General features: G+C 33.3%; 26 protein-coding genes. 17 read left to right on the plus strand and 9 right to left on the minus strand.

Annotated elements, in window-relative coordinates; all coding sequences use genetic code 11:
- Positions 1-42 precede the first annotated feature (42 nt).
- From AAYQ05_RS07785 to AAYQ05_RS07795, 3 genes are all read left to right on the plus strand, one after another.
- Positions 43-411 (plus strand): PUR family DNA/RNA-binding protein, encoded by a 369-nt coding sequence (locus tag AAYQ05_RS07785; protein ID WP_177212505.1) that lies wholly within the window; start codon positions 43-45, stop codon positions 409-411.
- A 156-nt stretch (positions 412-567) separates the two neighbouring features.
- Positions 568-1,392, plus strand: coding sequence for an alpha/beta hydrolase (locus AAYQ05_RS07790; RefSeq protein ID WP_343542402.1), 825 nt, complete (start codon positions 568-570; stop codon positions 1,390-1,392).
- Positions 1,393-1,414: 22 nt separating this feature from the next.
- The gene (locus AAYQ05_RS07795) at positions 1,415-1,963 is read left to right on the plus strand and encodes an RBBP9/YdeN family alpha/beta hydrolase (RefSeq protein ID WP_343542404.1); all 549 of its coding nucleotides are present in this window, start codon (positions 1,415-1,417) and stop codon (positions 1,961-1,963) included.
- 150 nt (positions 1,964-2,113) lie between these two features.
- Here the strand turns inward: AAYQ05_RS07795 and AAYQ05_RS07800 are convergent, their stop codons facing one another.
- On the minus strand, positions 2,114-2,449 hold the full coding sequence (locus AAYQ05_RS07800; protein ID WP_343542407.1) for a tRNA-binding protein: 336 nt from the start codon (positions 2,447-2,449) through the stop codon (positions 2,114-2,116).
- 129 nt (positions 2,450-2,578) lie between these two features.
- Here AAYQ05_RS07800 and AAYQ05_RS07805 point away from each other — a divergent pair, with 129 nt between their 5' ends.
- The 3 genes from AAYQ05_RS07805 to AAYQ05_RS07815 all read left to right on the plus strand — a co-directional run bounded on the left by AAYQ05_RS07805 (position 2,579) and on the right by AAYQ05_RS07815 (position 4,928).
- The gene (locus AAYQ05_RS07805) at positions 2,579-3,472 is read left to right on the plus strand and encodes an alpha/beta fold hydrolase (RefSeq protein ID WP_343542409.1); all 894 of its coding nucleotides are present in this window, start codon (positions 2,579-2,581) and stop codon (positions 3,470-3,472) included.
- A gap of 126 nt (positions 3,473-3,598) precedes the next feature.
- Entirely contained in the window at positions 3,599-4,153 is a 555-nt protein-coding gene (locus tag AAYQ05_RS07810) for a thioredoxin family protein (protein WP_343542411.1), read from the plus strand.
- A gap of 379 nt (positions 4,154-4,532) precedes the next feature.
- A complete protein-coding gene (locus AAYQ05_RS07815; RefSeq protein ID WP_095931379.1) occupies positions 4,533-4,928 on the plus strand; it encodes a GreA/GreB family elongation factor in 396 nt (131 codons plus the stop codon).
- Between the two features lie 108 nt (positions 4,929-5,036).
- On the opposite strand, the gene AAYQ05_RS07820 is transcribed toward AAYQ05_RS07815, so the two are convergent.
- The 8 genes from AAYQ05_RS07820 to AAYQ05_RS07855 all read right to left on the minus strand — a co-directional run bounded on the left by AAYQ05_RS07820 (position 5,037) and on the right by AAYQ05_RS07855 (position 10,879).
- Positions 5,037-5,342, minus strand: coding sequence for a cytochrome c (locus AAYQ05_RS07820; protein ID WP_343542413.1), 306 nt, complete (start codon positions 5,340-5,342; stop codon positions 5,037-5,039).
- Positions 5,343-5,443: 101 nt separating this feature from the next.
- Complete coding sequence (locus AAYQ05_RS07825) at positions 5,444-6,376, minus strand: peptidylprolyl isomerase (protein ID WP_281631748.1); 933 nt, start codon at positions 6,374-6,376, stop codon at positions 5,444-5,446.
- 42 nt (positions 6,377-6,418) lie between these two features.
- Entirely contained in the window at positions 6,419-7,573 is a 1,155-nt protein-coding gene (locus AAYQ05_RS07830) for an MFS transporter (protein WP_343542415.1), read from the minus strand.
- 199 nt (positions 7,574-7,772) lie between these two features.
- Positions 7,773-8,123 carry a cupin domain-containing protein gene (locus tag AAYQ05_RS07835; protein ID WP_281634770.1) on the minus strand — a complete coding sequence of 117 codons (351 nt, stop codon included), beginning with the start codon at positions 8,121-8,123 and terminating at the stop codon, positions 7,773-7,775.
- A gap of 9 nt (positions 8,124-8,132) precedes the next feature.
- A complete protein-coding gene (locus tag AAYQ05_RS07840) occupies positions 8,133-8,996 on the minus strand; it encodes an archaemetzincin (RefSeq protein WP_343542416.1) in 864 nt (287 codons plus the stop codon).
- A gap of 10 nt (positions 8,997-9,006) precedes the next feature.
- Positions 9,007-9,879 carry a sugar phosphate isomerase/epimerase family protein gene (locus tag AAYQ05_RS07845; RefSeq protein ID WP_343542418.1) on the minus strand — a complete coding sequence of 291 codons (873 nt, stop codon included), beginning with the start codon at positions 9,877-9,879 and terminating at the stop codon, positions 9,007-9,009.
- A 32-nt stretch (positions 9,880-9,911) separates the two neighbouring features.
- The gene (locus tag AAYQ05_RS07850) at positions 9,912-10,448 is read right to left on the minus strand and encodes an NADPH-dependent FMN reductase (protein ID WP_343542420.1); all 537 of its coding nucleotides are present in this window, start codon (positions 10,446-10,448) and stop codon (positions 9,912-9,914) included.
- 71 nt (positions 10,449-10,519) lie between these two features.
- Positions 10,520-10,879 (minus strand): hypothetical protein, encoded by a 360-nt coding sequence (locus AAYQ05_RS07855; RefSeq protein ID WP_343542421.1) that lies wholly within the window; start codon positions 10,877-10,879, stop codon positions 10,520-10,522.
- A 180-nt stretch (positions 10,880-11,059) separates the two neighbouring features.
- On the opposite strand from AAYQ05_RS07855, the gene trmD reads away from it, so the two are divergent.
- The 11 genes from trmD (at position 11,060) to AAYQ05_RS07910 (ending at position 22,565) form a co-directional block, all read left to right on the plus strand.
- Positions 11,060-11,740: a tRNA (guanosine(37)-N1)-methyltransferase TrmD gene (gene trmD / locus AAYQ05_RS07860; RefSeq protein WP_111365359.1), complete on the plus strand. Its 681-nt coding sequence runs from the start codon at positions 11,060-11,062 to the stop codon at positions 11,738-11,740.
- Between the two features lie 48 nt (positions 11,741-11,788).
- Positions 11,789-12,625, plus strand: coding sequence for an AraC family transcriptional regulator (locus AAYQ05_RS07865; RefSeq protein WP_343542425.1), 837 nt, complete (start codon positions 11,789-11,791; stop codon positions 12,623-12,625).
- 105 nt (positions 12,626-12,730) lie between these two features.
- Positions 12,731-13,852: an agmatine deiminase family protein gene (locus tag AAYQ05_RS07870; RefSeq protein WP_343542427.1), complete on the plus strand. Its 1,122-nt coding sequence runs from the start codon at positions 12,731-12,733 to the stop codon at positions 13,850-13,852.
- Between the two features lie 205 nt (positions 13,853-14,057).
- On the plus strand, positions 14,058-14,408 hold the full coding sequence (gene rplS, locus AAYQ05_RS07875) for a 50S ribosomal protein L19 (protein WP_008462155.1): 351 nt from the start codon (positions 14,058-14,060) through the stop codon (positions 14,406-14,408).
- Positions 14,409-14,688: 280 nt separating this feature from the next.
- Positions 14,689-16,908 carry an NADP-dependent isocitrate dehydrogenase gene (locus tag AAYQ05_RS07880; RefSeq protein ID WP_343542429.1) on the plus strand — a complete coding sequence of 740 codons (2,220 nt, stop codon included), beginning with the start codon at positions 14,689-14,691 and terminating at the stop codon, positions 16,906-16,908.
- A gap of 141 nt (positions 16,909-17,049) precedes the next feature.
- Complete coding sequence (locus AAYQ05_RS07885; protein ID WP_343542431.1) at positions 17,050-19,431, plus strand: TonB-dependent receptor; 2,382 nt, start codon at positions 17,050-17,052, stop codon at positions 19,429-19,431.
- A 29-nt stretch (positions 19,432-19,460) separates the two neighbouring features.
- Positions 19,461-20,282 carry a DUF4249 domain-containing protein gene (locus tag AAYQ05_RS07890; protein ID WP_281631736.1) on the plus strand — a complete coding sequence of 274 codons (822 nt, stop codon included), beginning with the start codon at positions 19,461-19,463 and terminating at the stop codon, positions 20,280-20,282.
- Between the two features lie 2 nt (positions 20,283-20,284).
- Positions 20,285-20,767, plus strand: a complete 483-nt coding sequence (locus tag AAYQ05_RS07895; protein ID WP_177210470.1) for a GyrI-like domain-containing protein — start codon at positions 20,285-20,287, stop codon at positions 20,765-20,767.
- A 22-nt stretch (positions 20,768-20,789) separates the two neighbouring features.
- Positions 20,790-21,368 (plus strand): hypothetical protein, encoded by a 579-nt coding sequence (locus AAYQ05_RS07900; protein ID WP_343542437.1) that lies wholly within the window; start codon positions 20,790-20,792, stop codon positions 21,366-21,368.
- Positions 21,369-21,381: 13 nt separating this feature from the next.
- Entirely contained in the window at positions 21,382-21,828 is a 447-nt protein-coding gene (locus AAYQ05_RS07905) for a DinB family protein (RefSeq protein WP_343542439.1), read from the plus strand.
- A 74-nt stretch (positions 21,829-21,902) separates the two neighbouring features.
- Complete coding sequence (locus AAYQ05_RS07910) at positions 21,903-22,565, plus strand: thiamine diphosphokinase (protein WP_343542441.1); 663 nt, start codon at positions 21,903-21,905, stop codon at positions 22,563-22,565.
- Positions 22,566-22,756 lie beyond the last annotated feature (191 nt).

The raw sequence follows: 22,756 nt of genomic DNA on the forward strand, positions 1-22,756 counted from the left end.
GATTTTTGAGTACTATTAATTCCAAAAATGATAGAACGTATTATGAGAGAAAATGACATGTTAGAAAAAGAAGAGATTTTTTCTAAAGTATTACGCGCAGGAAGAAGAACTTATTTCTTTGATGTGAGAGCTACCAAAGCTGATGATTATTATATCACGATTACAGAAAGCAAAAAATTTACTGAAGAAGATGGTTCTTTTCACTTCAAAAAACACAAAATCTACTTATACAAAGAAGATTTTAGTGCTTTCTCTGAAATATTAGAAGAAATGACTTCTTATGTTTTAAACCACAAAGGCGAAGAAGTAATTTCTGAAAGACACCAAAAAGATTTTAAAAAAGAATATAGCTCTGAAAAGAGTGAAAGCCAAAGATCTAGTTTTACAGATATTGATTTTGATGATATTTAAATCCAAAATCATCTACATAAAGTAGAAGTCCAATTTGTTATGCATTTTGGACTTTTTTTATATATTTATGTTTCGAGATGTGAATTGTAAAATGTGAGACGTACGATTCATGCACTTTTTACTTCTAACAATTTTACAAATTACACCTTACTTCTGATGAAAAAATTAATTATTCTCCTAAGTTTCTTCCTTTACGGAATTTCGCTATCTGCCCAAAATTTAGAATACGAAACAAAAAGCAACATTCAATATTATAGTACAGCTGTAAATAAAGCCGATAAATACATCAACGAAAGATGCGTTCTAGATATTTATTATCCAAAAAATAAAACTGGATTTGCTACAATCGTTTGGTTCCACGGCGGCGGATTAACTGGCAGAAACAAAGAAATTCCCGAGGCTTTAAAAAACAAAGGCTTTGCTATTATTGGTGTTAATTACAGACTATCTCCAAAGGCGAAAGCTGAAAAAGCGATTGAAGATGCTGCTGCTGCAGTTGCTTGGACTTTCAATAATATTGCAAATTATGGTGGTGATAAATCTTTAATTTTTGTTTCTGGACACTCTGCAGGAGGATATTTAGGAATGATGATTGGTCTGGATAAAAAATATCTTCAAAAAGAAAACATTGATGCCAATCAGATTGCTGGTCTTATTCCGTTTAGTGGACAATGCATTACGCATTTTGAAATTAGACGAGAAAACGGCATTCCTGAAAAACAGCCTACAATTGACCAATTTGCTCCTTTATATCACGTTCGTGCCGATGCTTCGCCAATGTTATTAATTACTGGAGATCGCGAACTAGAAATGCTTGGGCGTTACGAGGAAAACGCGTATATGGCCAGAATGATGAAACTGGTTGGACATACACAAACTAAATTATATGAATTAGACGGTTACGGACATGGAATGACAGAACCTGGTTTTCCGCTTTTAGTTAATGAAGTAAACCGAATTTTAAAAGAACGTAAAAAATAATCACTAAATAAAATCCACGGCAATGGAGACACAACTATTAATTATACCAGGACTTGGAGATTCTGGAGAAAAACACTGGCAAACCTTTTGGCATAAGAAATTTGAAAATTCAATTCGCGTTGTACAAGACAACTGGGACGAACCTGTTCGTGAAGAATGGCTTGAAAGATTAAATGAGAATATTTCAAAACTTAACAAACCAACTATTTTAGTAGCGCATAGTTTGGCAGTTTCGTTGGTTCTGCATTGGGCAGAAAAATACAACAATCCCAATATTATTGGCGCTTTTTTGGTCGCTCCTGCTGATGTAGATTCACCTCAACATACGCCAGAATGCACAAGAAACTTCTCGCCTATTCCGCTTTATAAATTACCTTTTCCGTCTGTAGTCGTTGCAAGCGAAAATGATCCTTATGCTTCATTTGAAAGAAAAAAACTCTTTGCCGAAAAATGGGGAAGTGATTTTGTAAATATTGGTCAACAAGGACACATTAACTCTGATTCTGATTTAAAGTATTGGGAGGAAGGACAGGAGATACTACAGAAGTTAATTAAAAAGACAAACCTTTAATTTAACCGCAAAGAGCGCAGAGATCTACGCAAAGAACGCAAGCTTTATGCGAAGTCTTTATCAATTAAAGTTCACAAAGCTTTGCGCTATTAACTTTGCGAATCTTGCGTAAGCCTTTGCGGTCTTTGCGGTTAAAACTAAGGATTAAAACTATCCTATACGTAGTCCATTAGGAATCTTAAAATCAGGAGCCAATAAAATTACGTCTCCCTCCTCTCCTACTGCACCCAAAACAAGGCATTCACTCATAAATTTTCCAATTTGTTTTTTCGGGAAATTGACAACCGCAACAATCTGACGATTAACTAAATCTTCCTTCTGATATCTTTTAGTAATTTGTGCAGATGATTTTCTAATTCCGATTTCTGAACCAAAATCTATCGTTAATTGATACGCAGGTTTTCTTGCTTCAGGAAAATCATTGACTTCAACAATAGTTCCTACGCGCATATCGGTGCGCTCAAATTCGTTCCAGGTTAAATCCATTTTTAATTGTATTATTTACAAACCTATAAATTTTGTAATTAATGCACCTAATTCTATAACCAATTTCTTTTTCTTAAATCTAATTTTACGAGAAGAAAAATGAAAAACACTCACGTAAAAAGATATAACATGGAACATACTGAACCAAATGCATGCATGTCAATTAAAGATTTTGAATCTAATTTAAAACAGGTTCACACTGATAAATATATAGAAACTGCTCAAAACGTAAGGCTTTATGTAAAGGATTATGGTCAGGGAAAACCCGTTATCTTAATTCACGGCTGGCCTCTTTCGAATGAAATGTGGGAATATCAAATAGACCATCTTGTCCAAAATAATTATAGAGTTATCGCTTACGACCGACGCGGGTTCGGAAAATCTTCTCAGCCTTGGGATGGCTACGATTACGATACTTTGACTGATGATCTTAAAGAAATTATTGAGCAATTAGAGTTAGAAAATGTAACTCTCGTCGGCTTTTCAATGGGAGGCGGCGAAGTGGTTCGATATTTCAGTCGTCATGGCGGAAAAGGCGTTACCAAAGCAGCTTTGATTTCGTCAATTATTCCATTTCTGCTAAAAACTCACGATAATCCTGACGGACATCCAAAAGAAAAAAGCGACAATACTGCTGCAGCAATAAAAGAAGACAGAATAGGATTTATTGATAATTTCGGAAAAACGTTTTTTGGGGTCAATATTATCAATAAGCCTTTAAGCACACCTTTATTAGAATATTACAGAGCTTTATGTTCAGTGGCTTCTCCAAGAGCTACTTTAAAATGCGCCGAATCTTTTTCTTATACTGATTTTAGAGATGAATTAGATTTTATAAAAGTTCCAACTCTGATTATTCATGGGGACGATGATAAAATTGTTCCAATTGACCTTACTTCAAGAAAAGCAGCAAAATCAATTGCAAATAATACTTATATCGAATATGAAGGCGCTCCTCATGGGCTCTTTTATACAGATAGAGACAAATTAAATGAAAATTTACTGGAATTTTTGAATTCATAAAACTTAAAAAAGCATCCAAAGAAGCAAGCTGTTGTAGCTAACTGCTTTCTTTGGATACTTTTTATTCTTGTGCTCTTTTATTTACAGATTTTTAAAGCTACTTTTGAAAATCAAATTTCGAATAAAATGGCACGAACTGAATCAACAATGCTTCCTTTAGGAACAGTTGCACCTGATTTTTATTTAAAAGATACCAACTCGAACAATAGTTTTTCTTTTGAAGATTTAAAAGGTTCGAAAGGTACTTTGGTAATGTTTATTTGCAACCATTGTCCGTTTGTGCACCACGTAATAAGCGAAATTGTAATGATTGCCAATGATTATCGTGTTCAGGGATTAGGAGTAATCGCTATTTCAAGCAATGATGTTGTTAAATATCCGCAAGACGGCCCAGAATTAATGACTGAATTTGCAATGGAAAACAAAATAGATTTTCCGTACTTGTATGATGAAAGCCAAGAAACGGCAAAAGCATATCAGGCTGCCTGCACGCCAGACTTTTACTTGTTTGATAATCAAGACAAATTATTTTATCGCGGTCAGCTAGATGATTCGAGACCAGGCAACGGAATTCCACTTAGCGGAAGCGATCTGAGAGGCGCTATAGATGCCTTAATTTACAACAGAAGTTTAAAGGAACCACAAAAGCCAAGTTTAGGCTGTGGCATTAAATGGAAGTAAAACCTCACTAAATTCAAAAAGATTACGTATCTTTGTAAATCAATTTAATCCTCCTTATGGGAAATAAAACACCATTTACAGCTTCTATAAAGTCGTTTTGCCTAGCAAAACCACTACCTGCTGTAATTATTTCACATAATAAGGCCTTTATTTTTTAGGCCTCCGTCTACTTCACTTTTCTTCTTTTTGACGGAGGATTTACATCAGCTTAAGCATTTACTTATTTGACAAAAATCAATTTTTGATCAGATATTTTTTTTGTTTTTCAGATTAAACATTTCGATTCTGTCTTTTTTAAGACTCTGAAATTTTTAGTTTGTAAATTACTCTAAGAAGAAAAAATCAGTTAAAATTTTATAATAATAAATTCAATATAGATATGAAACCAACACCCACTTTCTGTAAATCAGATTATCAATTTTTAAGAGAATTGATTTTAAAAAGTAAAAACTCAACAAATACTAAAGAAGCCAATCAGCTTTCGCAAGAATTAGATCGCGCTGTAATTAGTAAAGAAAGCGAGCTTGACAGTTCGGTAATCCGAATCAATTCATTTGTAACAATAGAAGATGTAAAGGCCAAGAAACAAATGAAAATTCAAATCGTTTTACCTTCTGCAGCAGACGTAAAACAATCTAAAATATCAATTCTAGCACCTTTAAGTGTTGCGATTATTGGTTTTAAAGAAAATGACGAAGTGGATTGGGAATTACCCGCTGGCATCAAAACTTTAAAAGTAATAGCTGTAGACAATTCGGCTGTACATCATTCTTAAATTTTAAAACACCTCATTCTGTGACGGTGTTTTTTTTATATCTATTTGAAAATAAAAAAAAACTGTTCGATTGAACAGTTTTTTTTATACTTCTTCTTAAAATTCAAATTACAATTGCGAATCAATATAATTTGTAATTGAAGCCATTTGGGTATCATCTAATTTTGCTTTTTTACCCATTTTCACCAAAATCGGAGTCCATTCTTCTTTTGTGAATTTTTTAGGTTCAAACAACTTATGGCATTTAGCACAATTGTTTTCATAAAGATTTTTACCTTCAGCCAATGCAGGAGTTAATTCTGTTGCTTTTATTTCTTTTCCTGCAGCAGGAGCTTCTACAACAGCCGTTTTTTTCGTACCACATGCTGCTGCAAGCAACATGATAGCCATTAAACTTAAGATTGTTTTTTTCATTTCTTGGTCTTGTTTTTTAATTCAAGTAAATATAAAAAAATCCCATACGCCGTGGCATATGGGATTATTATTTAAAACAATACTAAATTGCTTGTAAACTCTTATTTTACGTCCATTAATTCAACGTCAAAAATCAAAGTTGCGTTTGGCGGGATAACTCCTCCAGCACCAGACGGACCGTAAGCTAAATCAGAAGGGATTACAAAACGAGCTTTGTCTCCAACTTGCAATAGAGCGATACCTTCGTCCCATCCTTCGATAACTTGTCCGATTCCTAATTTGAATTCGATTGGTTTTTTACGTGGGTAAGAAGAATCAAATACTTTTCCGTTTTCTAAAGATCCTTCGTAGTGAACAGAAACTGTTTTTCCAGCTTCAGCTTTTTTACCTTCACCTTTTTGGATCATTTTATAACGCAAACCGCTTTCTGTTTTATCAAAACCAGCAGCTAATTGTTCCATTTTTGCTTCAGATTCCGCTTTTAAAGCCGCTTCTCTTTTAAGACGAGCACCTTTTAAACCAATAAAAGCTTCAATTGCATTCCATTTTTGAGCTTCATCTCCAACTCTGATAATTTCAACAGACTCTAAATTATCACCCTGAGCCACAGCATCAACAATATCTTGTCCTTCAATAACGTGTCCAAAAACAGTGTGTTTGTTATCTAACCAAGGAGTTGGAACGTGAGTAATGAAGAATTGAGAACCATTACTTCCAGGACCAGAGTTTGCCATAGATAAAACTCCTGGACGATCATGTTTTAAACTTGGGTGAAATTCGTCGTCAAATTTGTAACCTGGATCTCCAGTCCCAGTTCCTTTTGGACAACCACCTTGAATCATGAAATCTGCAATTACTCTGTGAAAAGTTAATCCGTCATAGAATTTTTGTCCTTGAGGTTTCACTTTATTCTCCATATTTCCTTCTGCAAGAGCAACAAAGTTACCTACAGTTCCCGGTGTCAAATCATGTGTCAATTTTACTAAAATTGAACCTTTGCTAGTATTGAATTTAGCGTATATTCCGTTTTCCATGTTGTTATTTTTAATTTGAACGCAAATTTACAAATTAATTTTTTAATCAATTTGAGCTTTCGCTTTTTTAGACTTTGATTTATATGTAAATCCATAAATCGTTAATGACAATAATGATAGGACCATACAGCCAATTGTCACGTATGGCCATCCGCCCATTTTCCACAACAATAAACCGTATGCCGATCCCGCTGCTGTTCCTAAAAAGGTAAGCGACATAAATACAGTATTTAATCTGTTTCTTGCTTCTGGCAATAGAGAATACACTCTTGTTTGATTAGAAATGTGAACACCTTGAATTCCGATATCAATAAACACAATTCCGATTGCGATTCCAATTACACTTTCAATAGCAAAATAAAATACTATAAAGCTTATCAAGACCAATAAACAGCCATAACCAACTGCAATTCTAGAATTTCCTTTGTCTCCCAATTTACCAACAAGAGGCGCTGCTAAAGCTCCAGAAGCACCAACGATTCCGAATAAACCAATTGTAGCACTATTAAAATCGAATGGTTTGCCAGAAAGTAAAAGCACCATTGTAGTCCAAAATGCTCCAAACTGAGCAAAACTGAAAACATTAATTGCTGTTGCTTCACGCAAAACAGGTTGTGTTTTTATAAGAGTAAATAAAGACTTAATTAATTGTCCGTAAGTCCCCTGAAACTGTGGTTTATTGTATGGAAACTTGCTTTGAATTACAAAAAAGATCAAAAGACAGATTCCGGCAGCGATGTAAAACATGAATCTCCAGCCTAACACTTGGCCGATAAAGCCGCTTAAAGTTCGCGAAAGCAAAATTCCGACTAAAAGTCCGCTCATGATTGTTCCAACAACTTTTCCTCTTTGTTCAGGCGCGCTCAAAGAAGCTGCCAAAGGCAAGATAAGCTGTGGCACAATCGAGGTGATTCCGATTAACAACGAAGCGATTTGTAAAACAAGAAAACTTTTTGCTGTTGCTGCAATCAGTAAGGCAATTACAGTAGCAAAAGTGGTCATTAAAATTTGCCTTTTTCGTTCTATTTTATCACCAAGCGGCACCATAAAAAACAATCCGATTGCGTAACCTGCTTGAGTTAGATAGGTTATTGTTCCGGCGCTGGCTTCAGGAATTTTAAATTCGTTGGCAATTAAAACAATTAAGGGCTGGCAGTAATAAAGATTTGCAACTATAAGACCAGTGCAAACTGCCATAAACAGTACATTAGTTTTAGATAAATTCATGCTGCAAAAATACCACTCTAATCTTTAGCAAAACTTTAAAAAAAATATAATTTTTAAGTTTTTTTAAACCATATAAGTGATATAAGTTCATTCAAAAATATCTTGTTGAAACTTACAGCCAAACTTAAATTTTCTTAAATCACTTATATAGTTATTTTTTATTAAGCTTTTAATAGTTTAAAAAATCTTCTCTTGCAGGGCTAAAGACATCTGTAAGCATTCCTTCCTCCAAACAGACAACACCATGCACCGCGTGTGGCGGAATATAAAAACTATCTCCTTCTTTTAAAGTCTGCGTTACACCACTGATGGTTACATCAAACTTTCCGCTTGCGATATAAGTAACTTGCGAATGATAATGATCGTGTAAAGTACCAATTCCGCCTTTCTCAAAATATACATTTACAAGCATCACTCTTTCATCAAAAGCCAAAATCTTGCGCTTGATTCCTTCACCGACTACTTCCCACTCGATTTCGTCTCCTTTTATAAATTCTTTGCTAGTTCCTAAACTCATTATTATTTCTTTTTATTCAATACTTTTAAAATCTTTTCCCATCAATTCAGCTCCCGTAGCCAATTTATTTCTCTTAAAATACTTTTCCAACTCTATTAATCTTTTCTTATTATCGTATTTTATACTCGAATTTAATTTCCTCTGGCAATTAGAGCACAGTCTCAATGTATGCTCATCTGTTTCTGATAAACTATTTGTTCCATTCATAACACAATTAGCATCAATGCAATGATGCAAGCCAAACATATGTCCAATTTCATGAGAACAAATTTTCAACAATCTTTCTAAACATAAATTAAAATCTTTATTCTCTAATCTTTTGTCATATAACCTGTAAATTGAACTTACTGCAATTCTGTCTCTGTATGATGCCAAGCCAAAAACAAAACTCCATTCTGGTTTTGGATACAAATCTACTTCTGTCAAAGCCATTAATCCAATTCCATTTTGAGGCTTTTCTTTCTTCAAAACACTATCCAAAATAAATCCCGCAAGAAATTGTTCGTTTTGATCTGGACCGATTCTTCTAGCTTGTTTCGGAATAACATCACTTGAGACATTATCAAGTGTTTTGATCTTCAACTGAAAAAATATTTTCAAATATTCTTCAACTAATTTTATTTGTTGGTCTTGTAACGCGTCAAATTTTCCTATCGGCTGAAGATAAATAATATTATTTTCTGTTGTTGGAATTATATGTTTTGAAGTAAGAAACTGTTCAAAACTCTGCCCCTTTTCTTTATAGGAATACAACCAATCACCTGGTTTTGGAGGAAAAAGTTTTATATCGTTTTCCGCAATAGCCTCAAAATAATCGCTTTTCTTAGAGTTGCAAGACATAAAAATCACAAATACCAGCAAAAGAAGTTTCTTCATAAAGTATGAATTAGACTAAATTCTTTGAAATAAAATCACAGCTCTTTTTAATCGAATCAAAAGAATCAGAAGCAAAATTATTTTCCTGTTCTACAAAAAAATGAATCATTCCAGATTGTTTGGCTTCTTTAAAAATAGGTTTAAAATCGATTGTTCCAGAACCAATTTCCGTATTCAAATCGTTGTTCTTTTTATCCTTATCTTTTACGTGCCACATTTTAAAACGCCCAGAATTTTCTTTGAATAATTTTATAGGATCATTTCCAGAATGGACTACCCAGTATAAATCTAATTCAAAATAAACAAGATCTTTGTCGGTTTCGTTTAATAAAATTTCATAACCTGTTACTCCATCATGTTTTTGAAACTCAAAATCATGATTATGATAAGCCAGTTTTAAGCCTGCTTTTTTGCACATTTTTGCAGCTTCATTTACACGAGCTGCAATCTTTTTATAATCTTCTATATTTCTCCTAAAAGGTTCATCGACCCACGGAATAGTCAAAAATTCACTTTTCAGAATCTTTGCTGCTTCAATTGAGGCAATTAATTCCTCCGTATTTCCATCATACAAAAAGCTTCCTAAATTATAATGGCCACTAACTGCTTTCAATCCATTATCATCTAAGATCTTTTTAAGTTCCTTTGGCGTTAATCCCCAAAACTGATCTTTTATAGAAAAACCGTATGTTTCAACGGTCGTATATCCCGCTTTTGCAACTTTTTCTAAAGTTCCTTTTACATCTTTAGGAAGTTCATCACGAAGCGTATACAGCTGTAAACCTATTTCTTTTTTATTCATAGAAAGTGCAAATGATGGTGAAGCTAAAACTGCTGTTGCAGCAAGACCTGTGGTTACGATAAAGTTTCTTCTGCTAATCATGTTAATGATTTAAATTTCAGAAAGTAAATATATTATAAAAATTGATTCTTAAAGTTTTTTGCAAAATTTTGAAGGGCTTCTGCGGTTTGTTCTGACGTGATTTCGCCTTCAGCGTTAACTTTTCCACGAACTCCCTGAATTAAAAGCTGTGTTGCATCGTCAAATTTTGCTTCAAGCGTTTTCATTACCAATAGCAACTGTTCGTGCCCCATTTCGCCAGAGGCTGAAGCTGTAATAAGACCCGTTTTTTTGTTTGAAAAAATAGTCGTCGATACACACCATTCTAAAGCATTTTTTAAACTTCCAGGAAGACTGAACACATATTCGGGCGTGCAAATGATAATTCCATCAGCATTTATAATTTTATTTCTAAATGTTGCGATTTCTTGCGGAGGATTATCAGTATCCAAATCTGGATTAAAATGTGGAAGACGCTCTAAATCTTCAAAAAAATCTACTTCAAATTCAGGTTTTAAGTAATTTGAAATGTATTTCAAAATTTTGAAGTTACTGGAATTATTTCTGGTACTGCCCGATATGGCAAATATTTTTATTTTTGTTGAAGCCATTAAATAAGCAATTCGTATTTTTATAATTAACTATAAAAATACGAATTCCTTAAAGATATTTCTAGAAAAAATTATTTTGAAGTTAACAAATTCATTCCCTGCATTTTACGAGAATCAATTGCTTGTGGCGGATAATTTTGTTTTTCCTGATGTGTCGAGGTGACTTTGCCTTCTTTACTTATATAGACATAATTGTAGCGCCAATAATTTGGTCCAGCAATTTTTGATCCATCGGAGTTCTCATTGTTAAAAACCTGATCGGCATACACTAGAATTTCTCCATTTTGATTATTATCTAAAGTTCTAATTGGATTTCCCAATTTTTTCAGCACTTTAGTCTTAGCTTCTCCCACAGCTACTGTAGTTGAATTGGTACTTGCACAGGATATAAAAAGTACAAGCAATGCGGTCATTACTATTGTTTTTTTCATAGTAAACATTTGAATTTAGGTTTGGATTTTTGGTTGGTGTAAATTAAAAATTAGGTATGTAATGATAAATAAAGTTACGAAATTAAATTTTACATATTTTAATAGGTATGTTATATAATTATTAGCAAAAGACTCATTGGCTATTTGTATCTTTGCACGCAAGAAAATTATCGAATACAGATGCGAATTGACATTATTACTCTTTTACCTGAATTATTAAGAAGTCCGTTTGAGGCCTCAATTATGAAACGTGCCATCGACAAAGGTTTGGTCGAAGTGCATTTTCATAATCTTCGTGACTACAGCACAAACAGACAGAAAAGTGTAGACGATTATCCTTTTGGTGGAGGTGCGGGAATGGTAATGACAATTCAACCTATCGATGACTGCATTACACATTTGAAAAGCCAACGCGAATACGACGAAGTGATTTATATGTCTCCTGACGGCGAAACTTTAAATCAGAAAATGGCAAATAAAATGTCTATGTACGAAAACATTATCATTTTATGCGGGCATTACAAAGGAGTTGACCAAAGAGTTAGAGATCATTTTATTACAAAAGAAATCTCAATTGGCGACTATGTTTTATCTGGAGGAGAATTGGGCGCAATAGTTTTATCAGACGCCTTAATTCGATTAATTCCTGGTGTTTTAAGTGATGAAACCTCAGCATTAACAGATAGTTTTCAGGACAACTTGCTTTCAGGCCCAATATATACAAGACCTGCAGACTATAAAGGATGGAAAGTTCCAGAAGTTTTAACTAGCGGTCATGCTGCTAAAATCGATAAGTGGCGCGAAGATATGGCATACGAACATACTAAAAATAGACGTCCAGATTTATTGGAAGGTCATTAGAAAAGTGTTCAGTTTTCAGTCGCAATATTCAGTCTGATAAAAGTGAGAATGAAAACTAGAAAAAAAATGAATCTAAAACGCATTTATAATACTCGCAATTATATTGAGACAAATTACAATCAAATTATCTCAATAAGTGCTCTTGAAGATATTTCTAGTTACTCTTACAGAAATTTACAGCGCGTTTTTTATTCTTTGTTTCAAGAAACCATTGGCACTTACCAGACTCGGCTGAAAGTAGAAAACGGATATAAAAAGCTTTTATATTCTAATGAACAAATCTCTGATATTGCTCTTGAGGTTGGTTTTGCTGATGTACAGTCTTTTTCCAAAACTTTTAAAAAACATTTTAAATCTTCTCCTTCTGCGGCACGAAATCAAAAAGAATTGCTGCTAAATGATTATCCCAAAAGCGAAGAACATATTGTTTGTATTTTAGAACCCGAAATTGTTTTTGTTTCCGAAATAACAGCTTATTATTCCAGCTGTAAAACCTCATACATTAATCCTGAAATAGAAAATCTTTGGGATATTTTATTAAAAAATGAAATAGCCGAGCCTATTTCCGATTTCTTCGGTATTATTACAGACGATATTTTAATTACCGAAAAATCGAAATGCACTTATGAAGCTTGCATTGTTACTGAAACCATTATCAAAAATCTTCCAACAAAAAAACTTTTTGGAGGTAGATATGCGCGTTTTCTTCATCACGGATCTTATGAAACCCTAGAAGACACTTATCAGCAAATTTTTGGCGGATGGTTTCTTAGTAATGATTTTGAAATATCTCATTTACCAGTTATTGAACAGTACATCAAAAACGATTCAAATTGCAAAACGCCAGCTGATTATCTTACAGCTATTTATATTCCTCTTATTTAAATTGTCCATTTTGGACAACTTCGCAATTACTATTTAGAAATACTTTTGTCCCGTCAAGTTATCGGTACAAAAAGGCGCTAAACATTTAAAATTAAATCAACTAAGATGGAAAAACTTTTTTTTACATTATTATTAATTCCTCTAATCTCTTCTTGTCAAGGAGATGAAATGAATACAATTACAAATAAAATAGAAAATACCGAAGTTATGTATACAATGCCAGAAGAATCGGCTCCACATAAAGGAACTTGGCTTCAATGGCCGCATCAACATCAATATGGTATTGATTATAGAAATGATTTAGATGCTACATGGATTGCCATGACTAAATCATTAATAACAAGTGAAAAAGTTTTTATTATTGCCTACGACATTGTCGAAAAAAGCCGAATTGAAGCTTTACTACAAGAATCAGGAGTTACATTATCTTCCATAGAATTTAAAATTTATAAAACCGATGATGTTTGGGTAAGAGATAATGGGCCAATTTATGTAAAAGACAAAAACAATCAATTGGTTATTCAAGATTGGGGATTTAATGGTTGGGGCAAAAAAGCAGCTTTTCAAAATTGCAATACAATTCCATCAGAAATCGGTGCAGAACAAAAAATCACGGTTTTAGATTTAAACAAAACAATGATCAATGAAGGTGGAGCTGTAGAAATAGACGGAAATGGCACTTTAATGGCTACCAAAAGTTCGATTCTAAATTCAAATCGGAACCCTTCAATGACGCAGCAACAGGCCGAATCGAATTTTAAAAAATATCTTGGCGTAACACATTTTATTTGGCTAGACGGCAAAGCTGGCAGGGAAATTACTGATATGCATATTGATGGATTTGCTCGTTTTGGAAATAAAAATACCATTGTAACCATGAATGAAAATGATTTGCAATATTGGGAAGTTCCTCAAAATGACATTAGCACTTTATACAATTCGAAAGATAAAAACGGTAAAAATTATGCTATCTTAAAATTGCCATTGTCTAAAAATAATGTTGTGACAACTTACGGTAAAAACTTAGGATATAAAGGTTCTTATGTAAACTTTTATATTGGAAACACGGTTGTTCTGGTTCCGAATTATAATGACCCGAACGATATAGTTGCCAATCAGCTAATTCAAAGTTTGTATCCGACTCGAAAAGTAATTGGCATTGATGTTCGCAATTTATATGCAAACGGAGGAATGATTCATTGTGTTACACAGCAACAGCCGAAGTGAGTTTACAGTCTCGGTCTCAATAACGCAAACCGTGATTGAGACTAAATACTAACCCACAAATAATCAGTCAATTAAAAAAATAGAATTTAGAATTTTATTTCTTGGAATTTCATTTTTTTCAAACTATATTTGCACCCGAATTTGACCAACCTCTGGCGAGATCCGTGAATGTTGCTCTAATATAAAAACCATAATTTAAATTATCATGGCAGATTTATTAAAATTCGTTCAAGACGAATTCGTTGCTAAAAAAGATTTCCCAGATTTCGGAGCTGGAGACACAATCACTGTTTTCTACGAAATTAAAGAGGGTGAAAAAACAAGAACTCAGTTCTTTAAAGGAGTTGTGATTCAAAGAAGAGGTTCTGGAGTTACAGAAACTTTTACTATCCGTAAAATGTCTGGATCTGTTGGTGTTGAGCGTATCTTCCCAGTAAACTTACCAGCTTTACAAAAAATCGAAGTGAACAAGAAAGGTGCTGTACGTAGAGCTAGAATTTTCTACTTCAGACAACTTACTGGTAAAAAAGCTAAGATTAAAGATAAAAGAAGATAATCATTTATCAAAATGTTATAAAAAACTCGTTTCAGATTACATGAAACGAGTTTTTTTTGTCTTATATTTTTACTGCTGTCAAAACTGTAATTTTTTAATACCAAAATCATCGATTTAGCAATTTAACGAGCTCGAAATAACAATCTGTTAATTTCGTCTTTTCTCATCAAAACTCAACCGTTTTCGTTGTGATTTTATTATATTTGCTCCGCTCATTTTGAGCCGAATATATCTTTTACATCGTTAACTCCTGACGATACGATTATAAAAAAAAAAGAAAATGAATAAATCAAAAATTTTTTACACCTTAACTGATGAGGCGCCTTTATTGGCAACGTACTCTTTGTTACCAATTGTTCAAGCTTTTACAGCAACAGCTGGAATTGAAATCGAAACCAGAGATATTTCGCTGGCAGGAAGAATTTTATCAAACTTCCCGGATTCTTTGACAGATGCTCAAAAAACTGGAGATGCTTTGGCAGAATTAGGTCAATTAGCAACTCAGCCAGAAGCAAACATTATTAAATTACCAAACATTTCAGCATCTGTACCGCAATTAAAAGCGGCAATTGCTGAATTACAATCGCACGGATACAACGTACCAAATTTCCCAGAAGATCCACAAAACGATGCTGAAAAGGAAATTAAAGCAAAATATGCTAAAGTTTTAGGTTCTGCTGTAAACCCAGTTTTACGTGAAGGAAATTCTGACCGTAGAGCTCCAAGAGCAGTTAAAAACTTTGCAAAAGCAAATCCACACTCAATGGGTGCTTGGTCTGCTGACTCAAAAACTAAAGTAGCTTCTATGTCAGGCGGTGATTTTTACGGAAGTGAAAAATCATTGACTGTAAATGAAGCTAATGATGTAAAAATCGAATTTGTTGCTAAAGACGGAACTACAACTGTCCTTAAAGCAAGTACTCCATTAAAAGCTGGAGAAATTATCGACAGCTCTGTTTTAAGTGTAAGCAAATTAAAAGCTTTTGCTGCTGATGTAATCGCAGAAGCTAAAGCTGCAGGAGTTTTACTTTCTGTACACTTAAAAGCTACAATGATGAAAGTTTCTGATCCAATTATCTTTGGCGCTATCGTTGAAGTATATTTTGCAGATGTTTTCAAAAAATACGCTTCTTTATTTGCTGAATTAAACGTTGATACAAGAAACGGATTAGGTGATATCTACGCTAAAATCGCTGGAAGACCTGAACAAGCAGAAGTTGAAGCTGCTATCGATCAAGCAATCGCAAACGGACCAGCTTTAGCAATGGTTAATTCTGATAAAGGAATTACAAACTTACACGTTCCATCTGATGTAATTGTTGATGCTTCTATGCCAGCAATGATTCGTACTTCTGGACAAATGTGGAACAAAGAAGGAAAAGCACAAGATACATTTGCTGTTATTCCAGATCGTTCTTATGCTGGAGTTTATACTGCAACTATCGATTTCTGTAAAAAACACGGTGCTTTTGATCCAAAAACAATGGGAAGTGTTCCTAACGTTGGATTAATGGCTCAAAAAGCTGAAGAATACGGATCTCACGACAAAACTTTCCAAATGAAAGCTGACGGAGTTGTACGTGTTGTTGATGCAAACGGAAATGTTTTAATGGAGCAAAACGTTGAAGCTAATGACATTTTCAGAATGTGTCAGGCTAAAGACGCTCCTATTCAAGACTGGGTTAAATTGGCTGTAAATAGAGCTCGTTTATCTAGCACTCCTGCGGTTTTCTGGTTAGACGAAAACAGAGCACACGATAGAGAATTGATCGTAAAAGTTCAAAAATACCTTAAAGACTACGATACTACAAACTTAGATATCCGTATTTTAAACCCGATTGCTGCGACTGAATTTACTTTAGACAGAATCATCAAAGGTTTAGACACTATTTCTGTAACAGGAAACGTTTTACGTGACTACTTAACAGATTTATTCCCAATTTTAGAATTAGGAACTTCAGCTAAAATGCTTTCTATCGTTCCATTAATGAATGGTGGTGGATTGTTCGAAACTGGTGCTGGAGGTTCTGCTCCTAAACACGTTGAGCAATTTACAGAGGAAGGATATTTACGTTGGGATTCATTAGGAGAATTTTTAGCTCTTGGTGCTTCTTTAGAGCATTTAGGACAAACTTTAGATAATTCTAAAGCAATTGTTTTATCTGAAACTTTAGACCAAGCAAACGATAAATTCTTAGCAAACGATAAATCTCCAGCTCGTAAAGTGGGTCAGATTGATAACCGTGGTTCTCACTTCTATTTAGCATTCTACTGGGCTCAAGCTTTGGCTGCTCAAACTAAAGATGCAGAATTGAAAGCCATCTTTACTCCAATTGCTGCTGAATTTGAAGCTAACGAAGCTAAAATCGATGCCGAATTAATTGGTGCTCAAGGTAAACCTCAAAACATTGGTGGTTACTACCAACCAACACCAGAATTGGTAAGCAAAGCAATGCGTCCAAGCGAAACTTTCAACGCTATTGTTGCTAAAATCAAATAATTCAGAATACATTTTGTATTTCTAAATAAGTAAAAGGACAACTCTCAAAGTTGTCCTTTTTTTTCTTAACTTATGTTTAACAAAAATTCCGTAAGAATATATAGTAAGAATTTGTTAACTATGTAAATCAAAATCAATATAATGATTACAAAAAAGACCTGCACATTTTTTCTTTTTATTCTTACGATTTTCACCTCATTTGCGCAGGAAAAATTCACTTTAAGCGGAACCATCAGTGACAGCAAAAACAACGAAACTTTAATTGGAGTTAATATCTTTATTCCGTCTCTAAAAATAGGAACTACAACCAACGAATATGGTTTTTATTCCCTTTCTGTTCCTAAAGGAGAATACGACATCGAAATCAGCTATGTTGGCTATCAAACCATTCAGAAACATATTTCTTTACATCAAGATACAAAAAGCAATTTCTCAATTAAAGAAGGTGGCGAAGAACTGCAAGAAGTTGTTATTACAGAAAATAAAGGCAAAATAAATGTCAAATCGCCAGAAATGAGCGTAAATAAACTCTCCATTTCAACCATAAAAAAAATGCCGGTTGTTTTAGGAGAAGTTGACGTGATAAAATCTATTTTGCTACTTCCTGGTGTAACCAATGCAGGCGAAGGCGCTTCCGGATTTAATGTCCGCGGAGGCGGTGCAGACCAAAATCTCATTCTTTTAGACGAAGCAACTATCTTTAATTCTTCTCACGTTTTCGGATTCTTTTCTGTTTTTAATCCTGATGCTATTAAGGATTTAAAATTGTATAAAGGTGGAATTCCTGCGCGTTATGGCGGTAGAGCTTCTTCGGTTTTAGAAATCTATCAAAAAGACGGAAACAGTAAAGATTTCCATATGAATGGCGGTATCGGACTAATTTCAAGCCGTTTACTGGCTGAAGGCCCAATTGTAAAAGACAAAGGTTCTTTTTTGATTGGCGGACGAGCTTCTTACGCCCATCTTTTTTTAAAACTATCTGAAGACAACAAAAATAACTCTGCCTATTTTTATGATTTAAACACCAAACTAAGCTATAAGCTCAACGACAATAACAGTTTATATTTATCAGGCTATTTTGGACGTGACGTTTTCAGCTTAAACAAAAGCTTTACCAATACGTACGGAAATTCAACTTTAAACCTAAGATGGAATCATTTGTATTCTAATAAACTATTCTCCAATCTCTCTTTAATTTACAGTGACTATTATTACGGACTAGATCTTGATTTTGTGGGATTCAATTGGGATTCTGGAATCAAAAACTACAATATCAAATACGATTTCAAGCATTATCTTTCAGATAAACTGAAACTAAATTATGGCGTAAACGGTATTTATTACGATTTTAATCCTGGAACCATAAAACCAACTTCTGAAGATTCGGGCATAAATCCTGATCAATTAGACAAAAAATATGCTTTTGAACCTTCTGTTTATTTGGATGCAGAAAGTCAGCTTTCTAAAAAAATCACCATTGCTTACGGTATACGCTACAGCTTATTTTATAGATTAGGTGCTTCTACTATTAATTATTATGATAATAATCAAGCAGTTGTTTTCAATAATAATATGCAGATTTACGAAAAAGGCACGCCTACTTCAACAAAATACTTCAGCCAAAACAAAGTCATTCAGAGTTATGATAATTTTGAACCTCGTTTTTCTCTTTCTTACCAATTAAATGAAGATCAATCTGTAAAAGCGAGTTACAACAGAATGGCGCAATATCTTCAGTTAATTTCAAACACCTCATCTCCTACTCCTCTGGATGTCTGGATGCCGAGTGATAATTACATTAAACCTCAACTCGCAGATCAGGTGGCGTTAGGATACTTTAGAAATATTTATAATGATGCCTATTCTTTAGAAATCGAAACGTATTACAAGAAAATCCAAAATAGATTAGACTATATAGATGGAGCCGATTTAATTGCCAACAATGCCATTGAACAAGTTATTTTAAACGGTCACATGCGTTCGTATGGTTTAGAGCTTATGATAAAGAAAAACAAAGGCCGATTTAATGGTTGGATTTCGTATACATTATCAAAATCTGAACAGCAGACTCCTGGAAGAACACCTGAAGAAATCGGAATTAACAATGGTCAATGGTACGCTTCAGCTTATGATAAAACTCATAATCTTGCCATTACATCTGCTTATAATTTAAACGAAAAATGGTCATTTGGTGCTAACTTTGCTTTACAGTCAGGACAGCCTGTTACTTATCCGAATGGCCAGTACGAATATTTAGGAATCACTGTGCCAAGTTACGGTTTGCGAAATGAAAATAGACTTCCTGCCTATCATCATTTGGATATTTCAGCAACTTTAACTCCAAGCAAAAATAAAGATAGAAATTGGAAAGGAGAATGGGTATTCAGTATTTACAACCTTTACAATCGCATGAATGCAGCCTCAATCAATTTTCGTCAAAATACCGACACAGGTTTGAATGAAGCTGTTCAGCTATCAATTTTCGGAATTGTTCCAGCTGTTAGTTACAATTTCAAATTCTAAAAACCAGTTTAAAGACTAAAAATATACATATGAAAAAATTAGTTTTTTTAATCGTGCTTTTCACATCTCTATTTTTCGCAAGCTGCGAAAAGGTTGTGGATGTTGATTTAGATACAGCTCCTCCAAAATTGGTAATAGAAGCCGCTATTACTTGGGAGAAAGGAACAACAGGAAATGAGCAGACAATAAAGCTGACAACTACAACGGGTTATTTTGAGAATAAAATTCCAACCGTTTCTGGAGCAATTATTTATATAGAAAATAGTAAAAAGGAAAGATTTAATTTTATCGAAATTAAAAAGACTGGCCAATATTCATGCATAAATTTTACACCCGTTATCGATGAACAATATACGTTAACTGTAATTAGCCGAGGAAGTAGATATATCGGAACAGAAACTTTAAAATCAGTAGCTCCCATTACCCGCATCGAACAAAATAATCAAGGCGGTTTTACTGGAAAAGACATTGAAATAAAAGCTTTTTATACTGATCCTGCCGATACAGATAATTTTTATTTATACAAATATTTATACTCAAATAAAGTTAAATCAACTTTCTATGTAGACGAGGATAAATTTTTTAATGGCAATGAATTTTTTAGCCTTTCAGACGATGAAGATTTAATAATTGGAAATGAAATTGAAATCAAACATTACGGGATTTCAAAACAGTACTATAATTATATGAATATTTTGGTCAGCATTGCAGGAAGCACTGTTGGAGGACCATTTCAGTCTCCTCCAGCAACCGTAAAAGGAAATATGATCAATGTAACCAATAAAGATAATTATCCGTTAGGCTATTTCTCTCTAAGTGAAACCAGTACAGAAAATTACAAAATTAAGTAATTATGAAACCTATCATTAGAAACTTAACCGAAAAAAAACTCCTTGGACATTTTATTGAAATGTCTTTTATTGAGAATAAAACTTTTCAATTATGGAATGGTTTTATGCCAAATCGAAAAGAAATAAAAAATACAATTAATGCCAATTTATATTCTTTAGAAGTTTATGCAGAAAATCATTTTGATAATTTTGACCCTAACGACAGTTTTCAAAAATGGGCTGCCGTAGAAGTTTCAGATTATTCAACTATTCCAGAAGGAATGCAAACTTTAATTATTCCTGATGGTTTATATGCTGTTTTTCTTCATTTAGGGCCAGCGACAGAAGCTCATCAAACCTATCATTATATTTTTGCAGAATGGCTTCCAAATTCTGAATATACGGTAGACAATAGACCGCATTTTGCTGTAATGAATGAAAAGTATAAAAAAGACGATCCTAATTCTGAAGAAGAAATCTGGATTCCTATAAAAAGCAGAAATTAATCATTCGGAATTTATCATTATAATGAATTATAAAAATTACTCTGACAAAGATCTTGAGGAAGCTTATATTACTATGGTTGATTACTCTGGAAAAGCTAGTAAGGAAATACTTTTGGAGATAAATAACAGAGGCGAAATTGACGTTTTTCTATCTACTCTAGAATCCAATAAAACTAATAAAAAAGAAATACAAAGAATAACGAAGGAAGTGTATGATTTGAGTAATGATTATTCTGATTTGGACTTCATAAAACAATTTATAAAATCAGACATATTAGATTCTAATGAATTAAACAATTTAATCGACTCTAAATTTAATGAACATCAAGCAATTTTAAAAGATAGAGAAATTAATCAAAAAACAATTTATGGAAGTCTAGCCGGAATGACATTAGGAATTATAATCAGTTTAATTTTCTATATTTTGATTATTAACCTTTTAGGAAAATTTATATATTATCCTATTATAAGTGTATATTTCATTTGCTATCGAACTATTAAATTCATGACCAAACAAACACGAGATAATACATTTGTATTTCTAACATCACTAATAGGAACAATACTAACATTGATTTGCCTTTTTTCCATTTACCGTTAATTTAAATAAAAAAATGTCAATAGAAACACTAAAAACACTTTTCAATCGAGATTTAAACAAACTAAAAATCGAAATTGAATCTTATCAAAATGAAAATTCAATTTGGGCCATTGACAAGAACATCTCCAATTCGGCTGGAAATCTGTGTCTTCATTTAGTTGGAAATCTCAATACTTACATCGGGGCTGAAATTGGCAAAACCGATTATGTCCGAAATCGTCCTTTAGAATTTTCATTAAAAGATATTCCGAAAGCAGAATTGATTTCAAAAATCGAAAATACAATTAACGTTATCAATAACAGTTTAGATTCCTTAACAGAAACAGATTTAGAAAAAATTTATCCGCAGATTGTTTTCGAAAAAGAAATGACAACAGGTTTTTTCTTAATTCATCTTTCAACCCATTTAGCGTATCATTTAGGGCAAATCAATTACCATAGAAGATTGCTTGATTTCTGATTGTTTCAAGCTTTGAAAAAATCAGAAATCTAAAATTGTAAACCTTACCTTTGCATCACATTCAAAAAACAGTTATGTCATCACATCATATAGTCCGAGACGATCAGGAACCAGCTTTAATAATTGCAAATGGCGCAGCCTGTGATCCTGAATTATTAGGACAATTACTAGAATGGTCACCGTTGGTTGTTGTTTTAGATTCGGCTATAGAAAGAGTAATTGAATTAGGTATAAAAGTAGATGTTTTATTAGGTGATTTTGACCGTGGTTTTGATCCTGAAATTTATAAAACTTCGCAATTTCCAATCGAAATCGTTCATACACCCGATCAAGATAAAACAGATTTAGAAAAAGCTTTTGATTATCTTATCGAAAGAAAAATTCCTGCCGCTAATGTCGTTTGGGCAACTGGAAAACGTGCAGATCATACGATTACAAACCTCACGCAGATTGTTCGCTACAGAGATTTACTCAAAATTGTAATTCTCGACGATCATTCTAAAATATTCTTGCTGCCGACAAAATTCGAAAAATGGTATACCGCAAAAACACCTATTTCGTTAATTCCAATTGGTGTTGTTAACGGAATTTCTTCAACCAATTTAAAATACGAATTAAACAACGATACGCTCACAATGGGCTACAGAACCGGAAGCAGTAATTCTGTTGAACAAGACGGAATTGTAACCATAACACATCGCGACGGAGATTTGCTTTTAATGGAGTGTTTTGATTAATTTGTCTTCTTAAATTTCTTAATGCCGAAACTTCGCAAATAGTTTTTTTTGATATAAACTAATGCAAATTTTACCCCAAATTAGACTAAAAAATCTAAACCAAACAAAAGATTTTTTAAAAAATTTGTAATAAAAAGATTATTGATATATTTGATTTAATTAAAACATTCGCCGTGACGTTGGTTTGCTTT

The organism is Flavobacterium movens (assembly GCF_039581425.1).
In the GTDB taxonomy this organism is placed as follows: domain Bacteria; phylum Bacteroidota; class Bacteroidia; order Flavobacteriales; family Flavobacteriaceae; genus Flavobacterium; species Flavobacterium luteolum.

Coding starts and splice junctions, on each gene's coding strand:
- AAYQ05_RS07785 (WP_177212505.1), top strand. CDS start 43: ATGAGAGAAAATGACATGTTAGAAAAAGAAGAGATTTTTTCTAAAGTA.
- AAYQ05_RS07790 (WP_343542402.1), top strand. CDS start 568: ATGAAAAAATTAATTATTCTCCTAAGTTTCTTCCTTTACGGAATTTCG.
- AAYQ05_RS07795 (WP_343542404.1), top strand. CDS start 1,415: ATGGAGACACAACTATTAATTATACCAGGACTTGGAGATTCTGGAGAA.
- AAYQ05_RS07800 (WP_343542407.1), bottom strand. CDS start 2,449: ATGGATTTAACCTGGAACGAATTTGAGCGCACCGATATGCGCGTAGGA.
- AAYQ05_RS07805 (WP_343542409.1), top strand. CDS start 2,579: ATGGAACATACTGAACCAAATGCATGCATGTCAATTAAAGATTTTGAA.
- AAYQ05_RS07810 (WP_343542411.1), top strand. CDS start 3,599: ATGGCACGAACTGAATCAACAATGCTTCCTTTAGGAACAGTTGCACCT.
- AAYQ05_RS07815 (WP_095931379.1), top strand. CDS start 4,533: ATGAAACCAACACCCACTTTCTGTAAATCAGATTATCAATTTTTAAGA.
- AAYQ05_RS07820 (WP_343542413.1), bottom strand. CDS start 5,342: ATGAAAAAAACAATCTTAAGTTTAATGGCTATCATGTTGCTTGCAGCA.
- AAYQ05_RS07825 (WP_281631748.1), bottom strand. CDS start 6,376: ATGGAAAACGGAATATACGCTAAATTCAATACTAGCAAAGGTTCAATT.
- AAYQ05_RS07830 (WP_343542415.1), bottom strand. CDS start 7,573: ATGGCAGTTTGCACTGGTCTTATAGTTGCAAATCTTTATTACTGCCAG.
- AAYQ05_RS07840 (WP_343542416.1), bottom strand. CDS start 8,996: ATGAAGAAACTTCTTTTGCTGGTATTTGTGATTTTTATGTCTTGCAAC.
- AAYQ05_RS07845 (WP_343542418.1), bottom strand. CDS start 9,879: ATGATTAGCAGAAGAAACTTTATCGTAACCACAGGTCTTGCTGCAACA.
- AAYQ05_RS07850 (WP_343542420.1), bottom strand. CDS start 10,448: ATGGCTTCAACAAAAATAAAAATATTTGCCATATCGGGCAGTACCAGA.
- AAYQ05_RS07855 (WP_343542421.1), bottom strand. CDS start 10,879: ATGAAAAAAACAATAGTAATGACCGCATTGCTTGTACTTTTTATATCC.
- trmD (WP_111365359.1), top strand. CDS start 11,060: ATGCGAATTGACATTATTACTCTTTTACCTGAATTATTAAGAAGTCCG.
- AAYQ05_RS07865 (WP_343542425.1), top strand. CDS start 11,789: ATGAAAACTAGAAAAAAAATGAATCTAAAACGCATTTATAATACTCGC.
- AAYQ05_RS07870 (WP_343542427.1), top strand. CDS start 12,731: ATGGAAAAACTTTTTTTTACATTATTATTAATTCCTCTAATCTCTTCT.
- rplS (WP_008462155.1), top strand. CDS start 14,058: ATGGCAGATTTATTAAAATTCGTTCAAGACGAATTCGTTGCTAAAAAA.
- AAYQ05_RS07880 (WP_343542429.1), top strand. CDS start 14,689: ATGAATAAATCAAAAATTTTTTACACCTTAACTGATGAGGCGCCTTTA.
- AAYQ05_RS07885 (WP_343542431.1), top strand. CDS start 17,050: ATGATTACAAAAAAGACCTGCACATTTTTTCTTTTTATTCTTACGATT.
- AAYQ05_RS07890 (WP_281631736.1), top strand. CDS start 19,461: ATGAAAAAATTAGTTTTTTTAATCGTGCTTTTCACATCTCTATTTTTC.
- AAYQ05_RS07895 (WP_177210470.1), top strand. CDS start 20,285: ATGAAACCTATCATTAGAAACTTAACCGAAAAAAAACTCCTTGGACAT.
- AAYQ05_RS07900 (WP_343542437.1), top strand. CDS start 20,790: ATGAATTATAAAAATTACTCTGACAAAGATCTTGAGGAAGCTTATATT.
- AAYQ05_RS07905 (WP_343542439.1), top strand. CDS start 21,382: ATGTCAATAGAAACACTAAAAACACTTTTCAATCGAGATTTAAACAAA.
- AAYQ05_RS07910 (WP_343542441.1), top strand. CDS start 21,903: ATGTCATCACATCATATAGTCCGAGACGATCAGGAACCAGCTTTAATA.